This window comes from Candidatus Zixiibacteriota bacterium, from assembly GCA_020853795.1.
GTDB lineage: Bacteria > Zixibacteria > MSB-5A5 > CAIYYT01 > CAIYYT01 > JADJGC01.
This window is the reverse complement of the sequence record JADYYF010000210.1, coordinates 1-11,655: the sequence shown is the minus strand read 5'-3', so window position 1 is coordinate 11,655 and position 11,655 is coordinate 1. Positions and strand designations below refer to the sequence as shown.

Annotated in this window: 8 protein-coding genes and 1 tRNA gene; all 9 read right to left on the bottom strand. The window is 58.5% G+C overall.

What is annotated here, in order from left to right:
- On the bottom strand, positions 1 to 141 hold a 141-nt coding region (locus IT585_15310; GenBank protein MCC6964619.1), incomplete at its 3' end, for a slipin family protein.
- Positions 142 to 1,434 carry a nodulation protein NfeD gene (locus IT585_15305; GenBank protein ID MCC6964618.1) on the bottom strand — a complete coding sequence of 431 codons (1,293 nt, stop codon included), beginning with the start codon at positions 1,432 to 1,434 and terminating at the stop codon, positions 142 to 144.
- 162 nt (positions 1,435 to 1,596) lie between these two features.
- The gene (locus IT585_15300) at positions 1,597 to 3,846 is read right to left on the bottom strand and encodes a hypothetical protein (protein ID MCC6964617.1); all 2,250 of its coding nucleotides are present in this window, start codon (positions 3,844 to 3,846) and stop codon (positions 1,597 to 1,599) included.
- 16 nt (positions 3,847 to 3,862) lie between these two features.
- Complete coding sequence (locus tag IT585_15295) at positions 3,863 to 5,476, bottom strand: amidohydrolase (protein MCC6964616.1); 1,614 nt, start codon at positions 5,474 to 5,476, stop codon at positions 3,863 to 3,865.
- A complete protein-coding gene (gene selB, locus IT585_15290) occupies positions 5,467 to 7,332 on the bottom strand; it encodes a selenocysteine-specific translation elongation factor (GenBank protein MCC6964615.1) in 1,866 nt (621 codons plus the stop codon). The genes IT585_15295 and selB overlap by 10 nt, the downstream gene beginning before the upstream one ends.
- Positions 7,320 to 8,702 (bottom strand): L-seryl-tRNA(Sec) selenium transferase, encoded by a 1,383-nt coding sequence (gene selA / locus IT585_15285; protein ID MCC6964614.1) that lies wholly within the window; start codon positions 8,700 to 8,702, stop codon positions 7,320 to 7,322. The genes selB and selA overlap by 13 nt, the downstream gene beginning before the upstream one ends.
- A gap of 247 nt (positions 8,703 to 8,949) precedes the next feature.
- Positions 8,950 to 9,043 (bottom strand) — tRNA-Sec (locus IT585_15280).
- Between the two features lie 149 nt (positions 9,044 to 9,192).
- The gene (locus tag IT585_15275; protein ID MCC6964613.1) at positions 9,193 to 9,540 is read right to left on the bottom strand and encodes a tyrosine-type recombinase/integrase; all 348 of its coding nucleotides are present in this window, start codon (positions 9,538 to 9,540) and stop codon (positions 9,193 to 9,195) included.
- A 43-nt stretch (positions 9,541 to 9,583) separates the two neighbouring features.
- The coding region (locus tag IT585_15270; GenBank protein ID MCC6964612.1) for a T9SS type A sorting domain-containing protein at positions 9,584 to 11,655 on the bottom strand (2,072 nt) is incomplete at its 5' end.

Sequence of the window (11,655 nt, the reverse complement as noted above, 5' to 3'; positions counted from 1 at the left end):
TCCCGGCCCCTTGACGCCGATCATGCGGCCGAGCCGGAAGATCACGCCGCGCTCATATTCCTGCAGAACGCGGATCGCGTTCAGCAACAGGAACAAGAAGAAAACGACGACGACGATAATTGGCACATAAGCTGCGGGCATTTATCCCTCCTTGGAATCAGACAACTTTTCGACTTTCAGAATTTGGTGTTGACCGGAGACAATCTTGACCGGCGCGCCCTTCTCGATCGCTTCATCGGCGACCGCCTTCCAGAGCGCCCCGGCAATATAGACCATACCCTCGCGATCGATCCGCTCCGCGACCTTGCCGATCTGGCCGATCAGACCCTCATATCCCGTGGTAACTTGCTTCCGATACGACTTGATGACATGACCGACTGCGAAGACAAGAAATGCGGCCACACACAACGTAACCGTTATGATCACCGACAGCGAGATGCGCAGGGTCGGTTCGGGACTGTCTATTAACATCAGCCCTCCCAGGAAAAGCGAAACAATACCCCCGACGGTCAGCATGCCGTAGCTGGTGACTTTGATTTCGAGCAAGAAGAGCACGATTGCCAGGATGATCAGCGCCAAGCCGGCGTAGTTGATCGGCAGCGTCTGCATAGCGAACAAGGCGACAATAATGCAGATCGCGCCGACGACCCCCGGGAAGATCGCGCCCGGATTGTACAACTCGATCGCCAGTCCCAGCGAGCCCAGTGAAAAAAGAATGAAGATGATATTCGGATTGGTGAGGACTTCGAGCACCTGCTCGGCAAAGGTCTTGGAGACATCCTCGGGCGTTGCCCCGGCGACATGCAGAGTATCGCTTCCGTCCCGTGTCTCCACCACCCGGCCGTCAGCCTTGGCCAGCAGCTCGTCCATATCTTCCGCCAGAAAATCGACGACGTTGGAGTCAACCGCGGCGTAGTAAGGCAAACTGGCGCCCTGCCGCACGGCTTGCTCGATCCAGGTCTTGTTGCGGCCGCGCTTTTCAGCCGATCCGAGCAGATTGGCGACCGCGTCGTTCACGACCTTCTTCACCATCGCCGAGTCCATTTCCCCACCCATCGACACCGGTGTCGCCGAACCGATGTTTGTCGAGGACGCCATCGCCGCCACGTGCGCGGCATAAGTGATATAGACGCCTGCCGAGGCGGCTCGCCCACCGGACGGAGCCACCCAGACGATAACCGGCACTGTTGAATTCATGATCGCCGTAGTGATCCGCAGCGTCGTTTCCATGACGCCGCCCGGCGTATTGAGTTTAACGATAAGTGCGGCGGCATCATCGGACTCCGCCTGCTTGAGTGCGCGCTCGAAATGCTTGAGCGTGATCGCGCCGATCGGCCCGTCGATCGTAATGACTTTGACGCTTCCGGCCCGCACCACCGGCGCCCACATCATGAGTGCGGTTACCAACACAATGAGAATCTTGCAGAATTTCATGGCACTCTCCGCGCAGAAGCCCGGTTTGGCCGGATCGGGATTACAGTCACGGCTCAAGAAAGCTAAACTGGAGATTCGCGTCAACAAAAACAGCCCGACTTCACCTCCGCCACCCATAATACGCACCCGTCGACTTGTCTGTTGCCTCGCCCCGCCCCGGAATTACCGCTCAATCAGCCCAAACAACAGCGGATCCGGTGCCGCGCCTGGATCGCGCGTCGGCTGCAAGAATCCGAGCGCCTTCATCAACGCGGGACTGTCAGCCAAATCATAGTCCAGAATTTCGACACCAAGGCCAAAACTCTTGGTGTTGGAGTTGTACCATTCGCCAAAGGCCGCGAGCGGAATGCGTGCCTCGAAGGTGTAGCCGCCCGCCGAGGACACGCTGCCGATCTCGTAACTCGCGTCCGCACTCATGCGCAGTCGCGCCTTGGGGATTATCGCCGTCGGCGCATCGATCGTGATCTTGAAGCAGCCATCGCCCCAATCGCCCCGTCGGGTAAACAGACTGGCCGATTCCGGGCGCAAATCAATGAAGAAATTGATGCCGTCGCCTTGCCCGCTCGCAAACGATACCAGCGCATTGTCAAGAATGTTGCCGGCAATCAGCAGATCGGTGCGGGTCACCGCAAAGTAGAGTGACGCCGACAAGTCGTTGACGCCGGTCCAGAGCGCGGGGCCGTAAACGTAGCCACCGTCGCCGCTGAGAGTCAACGCCCGCGTCTTCTGCCACTCATCAATCAGCCCGTCGATGACCGGCGCATCACGGCGATCGCGCAGCCGATACACTGCCGCCGCATCGCCGTTGACCAACGCCAGCTTGGCGGAAAGCGTCAGCATCGACATGCGATCTTGCATTGCACCGATGCGGTTTTGGGCTTCAAGGAAGCAGCGCTTCGCCAATTTGCTGTCGTCCTGAAGCTGCAGTTGATACCCGAGGTTATAGAACATTTCCGGCAACTGTGAGTTCTGAGCCGAGATCTTTAGGAAGCGTTCCGCAAGCTGCTTCAGATAGTCGCGCTTTGATTCCCTAGCGTAGAGCGCGATGCGATCAAGCGTGACCAGCACGTCATTTTGCGGCGGCGTCCGCTTGTCCGCCGAGTCGGTCAGGTAATCCGCGTAGTTCTGCAGCGCCGTCAGGCCGTACTCTGCGGATTGGGCATACAACGCCTCGCGGTGCGTGATGTCGCTCATGCGCAGCCCGGCGACAATCGCCGCCAGACTCTGCGGATAGGACGAGATGACCTTGTTGTAGCTGGCAACGACATCGTTAGTTCGCCCGGCCGTGCTGTGCAAGTAGGCCAGATCAAGGTAGCTGTCGGCGACCTCGGTTGCCTCCAGCATGGCGGCCATATTGGACTGCAATTCCGCGATCCGGGCGTCAACGTCCATGCGCACGACGGCGACTCCGCGCGGCCGCGCGGCTTGCAGTACTTCCGGCACCGACTTCGTGCCCTCGTCGGTCAGATCAAGCCAGGCCAGACCGGCATCGTGATCGGTGCCGAGCCAGAGATTTGCAGCACCGACGATGACCCCGTTAGCCGGAGCCACGCCGTGGAGAAAGCCGCCGGCCGGAGTGAATTCAAACTGATCGCCGTTGCTCTCGATGTGGAAAATGCGCACGTTTGCCTGCGGCCGCGTTTGCGGCTCGGCGTAAGTGATCACCAACCGGCTGACCGCCGGGTCCAGCGCCAGCGACAGCGGCGCGCGCCCGATGTCATTGTGAATCCAGGTCGGCCGATCGGTGTTCAAGTCAACAACAACCAGCTGTGCTCCGCCCCGTTTGCCGCCGGCCAACCCCTGGCACAGCACAAACAGCAGCTTGCCGTCCGAACTCATCTGCAGATCTGTCGGTTCCTGGCCGACGGCAATCAACTTAACGATTTGGAAGCTGGGAATCGCCACCTTCGCTACGACACCGTCACTGCGTGAAGCAACGTAAAGAAACCGTGAATCTTGTGCGACCGTCGCCGCTGCGGGCACGCCAAAGCCACTGATCGCATACAGCGCTTCGTAAGTGCCGCGGTCAATTGCCATCAGAACCGGATCCGGCTTGTCCGCCGCGCGACCAATCGCGAAGCAGTACTTGCCATCGGGGCTGAAACAGGCCTTGGCCGCGATCAGCCCCGCATCAAATGTCCGCACGAGTCGATCCGAGACGGTGGTAACGACGTTGCAGTAATTGCTGTGATCGCCGAAAAGCCAGACTTCGCTGGAATCGGCATTGGCAACCGCCAGGCCGATCTCGAAGTTGCTGGAGAATTGGTTAATCAACATGGCTGACTCAATCCCGAAGATCGCCGTCGCGTTGTTGCCGACACTGTAGGGCACATAGAGCTTGCTTACAGTCGCGGCTTGGACTGCTCCCGTCAGGCAGAGCCCGGCCAGAATCAACATTCTGAATCGTGACATTGGAATCCCTCCCAATCTATGACTCGCTGAGAAATCCGCTCTCAGCATACTTGAGCTCGCCGCCAATAAACGTCGCCACCACTTCAGTGCGCAAGAGGTCTTCCGGCCGGTTGCGGCAGATGTCGCGGTTCAGGACGACAAAGTCCGCCAGCTTCCCGGGCGCCAAGCTGCCGCGGACGGCGCCGTCGCCGACGGCGGCTGCGCCTGCAATCGTAAAACCGCGCAGCGCCTGCTCAACGGTGACAGTCTCGCTGCGATTGAAACACTCCGCCCCTCCGACCGGCTTGCCCGTCACCGCCGCATAGATGCCGTGCAGCGGGTGCAATTCCTCGATGGGCGCATCGGAGCCATAACACTGGGGCACGCCGAGGCGCGTGAGTGTCCGCATCCGATAGGAGTCTTTGCGGCGATTGCCGAGATAGCGTTTCATAATGTCTATATCGGCCGTGGCGTGACTGGGCTGTACCGAAGCTATCACACCCAGGCGCTTGAATCGCGGCAAGTCAGTGGCATTGACAATTTGACAGTGCTCGATACGGTGACGGTGGCGCGCCGATGCATGCCGACCCACCATCTCGTAAGCATCGAGAACATTGCGGTTGGCGCGATCGCCGATGGCGTGAATCGCGCATGCCAGCCCGGCGCGCGTGGCCCGCCGGATCAGGCTCGTCAATTCCGTGCGCGAGGTGACCTCGATGCCGCAGTTATGCTTCTGCCCGCGAAACGGCTTCAGCATGAGGGCCGTTTGCGATCCGAGCGCGCCGTCGGAGAAGATCTTGATCCCGCCGACCTTCAGAAAATCCGAGCCGTAACCACTGCGCAGCTTTAGCTTGATGACCTCGTCCAGCACGGTCACTGGGAAGTAGTAATTGACCCGGACCGGCAAATTCCCGCCGACATCAAGGTACTGCAGCATCTCATGGCCACTCAGCGAGTCGAATGACGTCACCGCAACACAGCCGCGGCGATAGAGCTCCTCAAACGCCGCTTGCATGACCGGCTTCATCTGCGCCGCCGACGGCTGACGGTAGACGCTCCAGATGGCGACGTCGGCCTTGTCTTTCAGCACACCTGTCGGAGTGCCGTCAGGGTCGCGCTTGATCTCACCGCCGTCGGGGTCGGGAGTCATTTCAGTGATGCCCGCCATCTTCAGTGCCATGGTGTTGACCCACATCTGATGCTCGTCCTTGGAATAGATCGCAACCGGGTGGCTACGGATAATGCGATCAAGGTCGCGTCGATGCGGCCAGCGAATGGTGCGCCACTGCTCTTTCTTCCAACCTTTGCCGATGACCCAGGCGCCCGGGCGCGGCGGGTTCGCCTTGAGAAACTTGCGAATACGTTCCAACGCCTCTTCGTACGACCGTGCACCGTCCAAATCAATCTGCACGCGCGACAACGCCCAGAAGACCAGGTGCGTGTGGGAATCGATGAAACCGGGAACAACGACGCGTCCGCCCAGATCAATGAGCTTGTAAGCATCCGACGGCACCGCCGACAATTCGGCAATGCTCCCGATCCACTCGATGCGATCGCCCGCCACGATCATGGCGTCGCCGACCGGCAGTCTGGCTTCCATTGTGTAGATCCGCCCGCCAAAGATCAGCGTTTTCAGCGTTGTCATTCGCATAAGTACCGATAATCCTCGACCCGTTTGGTGATTTTCCGTCGATCCAATTCTTCGAGCACTGGCAGCACAACTTTGCGCGAGGAGCGAGTTAAGTCACGGGCCTCGGCCACCGAGATCTTGCCGTGGGTTTCAAGATGGCTCACGATCGCGCCGGCCAGCTTCTCGAAATTTGCGCGCAGAAACACCGTCCCCCCGGCGTCAATGATTAGTTCGTTCTGTCGCAGGAATGTATACACTTTGCGTGCCTCCTTGTCGAGGGCAAACAACTCGTCGCGGGTGAGTACGGCAATCTCACTGGCATCCAACAACGACTCCACCCGCTGCCGCAAGGCTTGAAGCGTCGAGCTGAGTTCCGCGCTGTAAGCCGCAAGTTTGACGCCGGACTCGCGGCGCAGCAGCTTGCCGCGCACTATCAACTCATCCAGCGCCAGGCTGAGCAGCTTGCCCGGCAAAGCAACCTTGGAACTCAACTCCGCCAACGCAACCGCAGCCTGATGCGGACTGGCGCGGTGAAATTCCTCCATTGCGGTCAAGATCAGGCCCTGCGCCGCCTCCCACTCCCTTGCCAGAATCACCTCGTCGCCTTGTTGAATGACTTGATGCTCGCGCAACATCTGTTCCACTGCAGCGGCAACTTCTGATTCGGAAAACACTGATTGAACCAACAACCGCCGGCGATCTACAATCAATTGTCGCGATAACGAATATTCGAGCAGCGCCCGCACACCAAGCCCGGCTGCGCGTTGCAGACTTCGCCACAAGTTCTCATTACGACGACGGTAGTTTGTCAGTATGGGATCGATGATCCGGCCGCCGCCGACCAGCAGCGACGGCGTCACCAGCCGCACAATAAATCGATCGCCGGCCTCGAATAGAAGCGGCTGCTCCGCCTTGAGCACGGCAATCAATCCGCCGCTGCCGTCGTAGGTTGGCTCCGCAGGCAACTGTAGCGAGACTTCGGTCTCCGCGGTCCCATGCAGCAAGGTCAACTGGCGCCCATGTTTGACGTGCCGCGCAGCGTTCGCCTCAATGTTCAAAACCGCCCCGACGATTGACCCCGGCGTCATATCCGCCGGGTAGTACAGCGTATCGCCGCGCTCGATCTCGACGCGCTCCAGCGACTGCAGGCCGACAGCGAGGCGGATGCCGGGATCGGCAATGTCCAGCTGCGCGTTGAAGCTCTCCAGGCTCTTCACGCGGGTCCTGCGCTGCCCCGGATGGATGAGGATCTCCTGCCCAACGGCCAGAGTTCCCTCACGCAAAGTGCCGGTCACAACCGTGCCGGTTCCCGCAACGCTGAACACCCGGTCAACGGCCAAACGCGCGGATCGAGTCGGTTCGCGGCGGCGTGTTTGGTGAAGCATCTGCTCGATGGTCGCCCGGATGAGATCGCGATTGCGATTGTCGGTCGCAGAGAATTCGATAATCGGGCAACCTTTGAGAAAACTGGAAATCGTCCGCTGTGCCAGGTCGACCTTCACCATTTCGCTCCAATCCGCCGCGACCAAATCAACCTTGGTCAGGACGATGAAACCGCGCTCAACGCCGAGATACTTGAGGATTGCCAGATGTTCTTCCGATTGCGGCATCCAGCCGTCGTCAGCGGCGATCACGAACATCACCAGGTCCAGCGCGCCGACACCGGAGATCATGGTCTTGATGAATCGCTCGTGGCCGGGAACATCAATAATCCCGACCTCCTCCCCGCTCGACAGGCGAAAGTGCGCGAAACCCAACTCGATGGTCATCTGGCGCGCTTTCTCTTCCGGCAGGCGATCAGGATCGATACCTGTAAGCGCGCGCACGAGCGACGACTTGCCGTGGTCGATATGTCCCGCCGTCGCTATGGTATACATGCGGCGATCTGTTGCAGTATGGCGATTACGTCCTTATCCTCAGCCGGATCAATCGTGCGCAGGTCCAGGAAGAACTCGTCGTTGTTGAGGTACCCGATCAGCGGCGGAGAGGCATCGAGGAGCAGGCGCGGCAATCGCGACATTCTGACTGGAGGCCTGAGAACCAGAGCGATCGAGTCCAGGGTTCCACCCGGGAGTGATCCGCCGCCGGGTGTCGCCGTTGATGCCTTAATCGACACCCCCAGCTTCACTGCATCGATCGCGCCGGCAATCCGCTCGGCCCGACCGCGCAGTTCGGCAACATCGGTCGCAATGGCCCGCCAGAGCGGCAGAACTTCGCTCTGCTCACCGCGCAGGTAAACCAGCGCGACTTCTTCGAGCAAGGCCAGCGTCAGTTTGTCCAGTCGCAGTGTGCGATAGAGTGGATTGCGATGTAAGGCGCTGACGCCTTCGCGATCGCCCAGAATGATGCCGGCCTGCGTCCCGCCCAGAAGCTTGTCGCCGGAGAAGCAGGTCAGCGTCGAATTGCTGCTGATTGCCGATTGAATCGTCGGCTCCGCTTCCATGCCGAACCTCTCCGTCTGCAAAAATGCCCCGGATCCGAGATCGAATACCGAGATGAGACTCCTGGTCGAGGCCAGCTTGGCCAATGCCGCCGGAGTCACCTCTTCGACGAAGCCCTGGATACGGAAATTCGATTGGTGGACTTTCAAGATGATCGCCGTTTTCGGGGTGATCGCCTCTTCGAAGTCACGCAGCCTTGTCTGATTTGTGGTGCCGACCTCGACCAGCCGCGCGCCGGCGCGACGGATGATGTCGGGAATCCGGAAGCCACCGCCGATCTGGACCAGCTCGGAGCGCGAGACAATCACCTCTCGCCTGTTGGCAAATGTGTTGAGGATCAAAAAGAGCGCAGCGGCGTTGTTGTTAACCGCCATCGCGGACGCGGCGCCGGTCAGTTGCTCGAGCAGAAAGGACAGGAACGAGCCGCGCTGACCGCGCTTGCCCGAGATCAAGTCAAACTCCAGGGTTGAATAGCCTTTGAGATTGTCGAAGGCGCGCCGCAAGAGCTCTTCACCAAGCGGCGCGCGTCCCAGGTTCGTATGGATCAACACGCCGCTGCCGTTGATGACGCGCGTGAAGCGGCGTTGTTGCAGCCGACGGCAGCCGGCGTGGATTCGCCTCTTGATCTCCGCAGTAGCCCCGACTGGTTTACCTTCCTCCGCATCTTCCCGAACCTCTTGCAACACAACTCGGATCACATTGGCTACAAGCGGACGTGAGAGCAAGTTGATCTCGGCGTCAAATTCACCCGAAATCAACAACTGCTCGACCGAGGGCAACTCTCTGAGGGGATTTGTATCACTCATTGCGATTAGATTTCTCGAGTCCAGAGATCGCTCAATTCGACCTTCCGCGGACTCAGCTTCGCTGTTTGTCTCACTGATTGCTGCTGAGCTTCCGGTCTCCGGACATCGCTGAATTCAATGTTCCAATTAGTCAACTTCGCCGTCAGTTTCCATGCCGTTGGAGCGATCAGTATCGCCCGCCCCAGAAACAACCCCTCCACGATCGACGGGTTACACGCATCAACACCTATATAATGTAGAAGAATATTGGCGGAAGGGGTAGGAGTCGAACCCACCGCGGATGGCAAGCACCCGCCAACGGATTTGAAGTCCGCGGAGACCACCGGATCTCATCCTCTTCCGCACGTCCCAACCTGTTGACTACCAGTATATTAACAAATCTCCCGCTCCGGCGCTCCAACTTTTTGTGCCAGATTTGTGCCAACTCCATTTCGGCAGACACTCAATCGCCTTCCGTTTCCGCTGCACCGCACGCTGGCATAAAACAGCGTCATCGCCAGCGATGCATGACCCTGCAGTTCTTTGTATTACGAACAAAGATCATCCCCTGCTCCAGATCGACATCCTGCCATTTCAGACCAAGAATCTCGCCGCGCCGCATTCCCGTGTGAACAGCAAACGCCACAACCACTCGTGCCAGTGACCTTACCCCTAAAGACTGGTCCGGAGGAATGTTAGTCTCGCTGGCAGGAAGAAGAGTATCCGGATAGCCAGAAAGCGATTTACACCCGAGCAGATTGTGGCGATTTTGCGCGATGCGGCTCTGTGGCTCGGCATTGGCCGCGTGGCCGAAGCTTGCCGCGATCGGCGCTGCGTGTAAACTAAAGCTGCGCCTCATCGCATCGGCTCTGCGACAATTCACGGCGCAGATGCTTCAATTCTTACTTCAGCAGTAGCATCTTCTTAGATTGCGCGAAATCGCCAGCTGTGATACGATATAGATAGACACCAGAGCTTAGTGGCCGACCGCTTGTATCCGTACCATCCCACGTGATTCGGTAGACGCCTGCCGTCTTCTCCTCATCAACTAGGCTCCGTACAGTCTGTCCGAGTTGGTTATAGATGTCGATTACCACTTGTGAACGCCGCGGTACGCTGAATTCAATCGTTGTAGTCGGGTTAAACGGGTTCGGATAGTTCTGAGCAAGGCAAAATTCACCCGGGACTGGATTGTTATCGTCCTCCCCGACCTCCAGTATCAGCGAGGCCGCAAAATCCTGGTTGGCCTGGTTCGCTGAGACATTGGCATAGACCCGATCGCTTGGAGTGAAGTCGTATCCGGCTTTGCTTGGTGTTACTGTGCCGCTCCAGTCGTATGGTATGTTGAGTGAGTAGTTGCCATCGCCATCGGCGGTGTCGCTCATTGATATACCGTCAACGTAACTCAGGATCGCACCGCCGACTCCCGCATTGCCGGAGATGGTGACTGAATCAGGTGGGTTGACCGTGATCGCAACCGTTTCACTGTCTGCCAGCGCTCCATCAGAAGCGATAAAGGTAACGCTGTACACTCCCGCCTCGGTAGAGTCGGGACTGAAATTGAGGCGCCCGGTCCCATCCCCGTTATCTATGAATCCGGCGTTCGCAGGCAGGCCCTCCGCCGTGAGAATCAGACTGTCACCATCCGCATCAATCGCACTAACTTCAAGCGCCAGCGTGTCGCCCTCCGATACTGACTGCGAATCGATGTCGGCCAGTATCGGCCGTTGATTGCCGGCATCGATCACCGTGATCGCAACGAGTTCACTGTCCGCAAGAGACCCATCGGAAGCAATGAACGTGACATTGTAGACGCCCGCCTGAGTGAAGCTCGGATTGAAATTGAATGTGCCGGTCCCGTTGCCGTTGTCACTGAAGGCGGCGTTCGCGGGCAGGGCTTCAACGAACAGGATCAAACTGTCACCATCAGGATCGGTCGCGCCGACACTGACCGCAAGCGTATCACCCTCCGATACCAGAAGCGAATCAATAGCGGCAAGCACGGGCGGGTCCGGACGATCCTCTCCGAGGCTGAAATCGCCGAATCCAGTCAGAAACGTTGCTTCTGAACTGCTTGCGGTTCTCACGCCCATGACCGGATAGTCCCAGATGCCGGCAGCGTATTGGCCCACTTTGAACAGACTCGCATCGGCTCCGGAGTCAGTGTCTCCTGTATTGAAGCCGAAAGTCGCGTCATAGTTTGTGAAACTGATTCCACTGTTCACAAGAACCCAGTAGCAATTGACACTCTGGGAACTGCCAATTGATGAACTCTCAATATTGGGGTAGTCTCCGGCGATCACACTTGCGGTTAAGTCACCGCTGGATGTTACTCCATAGAACGATGCGGTCAGTGGACAATAACTGCCTGCAAAGCCGATTTCAAAAGTCTGTGATGGCGATCCGGCCGAGACTTGCTTTCTGAGATTTCCAACAACATGGCCGCTCGTGCGCGATACACTTCCTGTCGAAGTGATTGTGACAACCCTTGCTCCCGTGTTGATATTGCCACTGGCAAGTGTTAGCACCCCGCTTACACAGAAGCTGGTGTTGACCATAACCGCACCGCCGGCCTTGTTGATGATCAGGTCACCAAAAATCGTGGTCGCGCTCCCGCCGATCGCTTGATCGGCCGTACCGGTTAGTGTGATGGCTCCGCCCGAAACGATGACAATGTTGTTGTTGTCGAAGTTACCCTTGAGGTCGAGGGTAAAGGAACTGGTGGCGAACGTCGCACTGGGTTCGACGGTGAGGTTACCGGCGATGTTGATGTCCTCAGCAGCAGCGGCGGAACACGTTCCCGCCAGCGTGAGGTTACCGTTGATGGTGCTTACATTGGTGATAGTTTTGGCGCCGCTCCCACTCAGGGTGAGATGGTGATAGGTGGTGGCCTTCACTGTCTGCACCGCCCCGCTGTAGTTGACCGTGTTCGGGCCGGCACTGGCCGTGAGTGTGGTGATACCCGAAGTCCCAC